Raw genomic sequence first — 1,450 nt, forward strand, 5'->3', positions numbered from 1 at the left:
TGGAACATGGGGGCGCTGATCGCGTTCCGGATCGTGCAGGGGCTGGGCGGCGGCGCCCTTCAGGGCACGGTCCAGACGCTTGCCGCCGACCTGTATCCGCTCAAGGAGCGCCCGAAGATCCAGTCCAAGCTGTCGACGGTGGGGGTGGTGACGGCAGCCGCAGGGCCGGCGGTAGGCGGGGTCCTGGTGGTGTACGCGGACTGGCGCTGGATCTTCCTGATCAACCTGCCGATCGGGGCGGTGGCGCTGTGGCTGATCGTGCGGCACCTGCATGAGCCGACGCGCGACACGGCCTCTAATAGGGCGTCCACGCGCGCGCGTGTCGACTGGGCGGGCGCGTTGGCAGTCTTCGTGTGCGGGGGCGTGCTGCTGACGGCGCTGGTGCAGGGCGGAGTGACCTGGCCGTGGCTCTCGGGGCCGTCACTGGCGTTGTTCGGTACGGGACTTGTGCTCGTGGCCGTCGTGGTGGGCGTGGAGCGCTGGGCGGCCGACCCGATCATCCCCGGGTGGGTGTGGCGCAGCCGGACGATTGCTGCGGTGAATCTCGCGCTATGTGCGCTGGGGTTGCTGGTGGTGGCGCCGACGATGTTCCTGCCGACGTATGCGCAGGCGGTGCTGGGGCTGGCGCCGGTAACGGCCGGATTCGTGCTGTCCGTGTGGAGTTTAAGCTGGCCGGTGTCGTCGGCGTTCAGTCAGCAGGTGTACCGCAGGATCGGGTTCCGCAACACGGCGATGCTGGGGATCGTGTCGGCCTCCCTGATCCTGCTGGCGTTCCCCTTCCTGCCCTACCCCGGTCAGGCGTGGCAGCCCACGCTGCTGATGCTGTTGCTGGGGGTGGCGCTGGGGATGTTCCAACTGCCGCTGATCGTCGGCGTGCAGTCGACGGTGGGCTGGTCGGAGCGGGGCACCACGACGGCCTCGGTGCTGTTCTGCCGGCAGACGGGCCAGACGCTGGGCGCGGCCATCTTCGGTGCGGTGGCCAACGGCGTACTGGCCGCTCGGCTCGGTGGCGGGAGCGACCTGGACTCAGTGACGCGGGCGCTGGACTCGGGCACGGCCCAGCAGGCCACCAGGCGGGCCATCGCCGACGCGGTGCATGCCGTGTATCTGGGCGCTTCGTGCGCGGCGGCGCTGGCCTTCCTGGCCCTATTACTGCTCGCTCCCAAGAAGTTTCCGGTGATCTCGGACTGACCTTTCAGTTGGAGATCATGGCGGTCTGCGGTAGTTCGTCAATCACGGCTGCCGGGTAACTGTCCTGTATGCAGGCTGAGTTGCTGGACATGTCGCCGGAGGTCACCGACGCTGAGTGGCTGGTGGAGTGGTCCGATCAGCTGGAGAACCTGCTGGTCGATATCTGAGGTGCCCCGGAGATTCCGGACAGGGACCCAATAGGGTTGTCCTGTCAAGGAAACGAGGAAGCACGAAGTGGCATCACCCAACAAGTACACCC

At 67.5% G+C, this 1,450-nt stretch carries 1 protein-coding gene; it reads left to right on the plus strand.

What is annotated here, in order from left to right:
• On the plus strand, nucleotides 1-1,191 hold a 1,191-nt coding region (locus ACZ7NC_RS45615), incomplete at its 5' end, for an MFS transporter (protein ID WP_471498381.1).
• Between the last annotated feature and the right edge of the window lie 259 nt (nucleotides 1,192-1,450).

Source organism: Streptomyces sp. NPDC111802, from assembly GCF_055634335.1.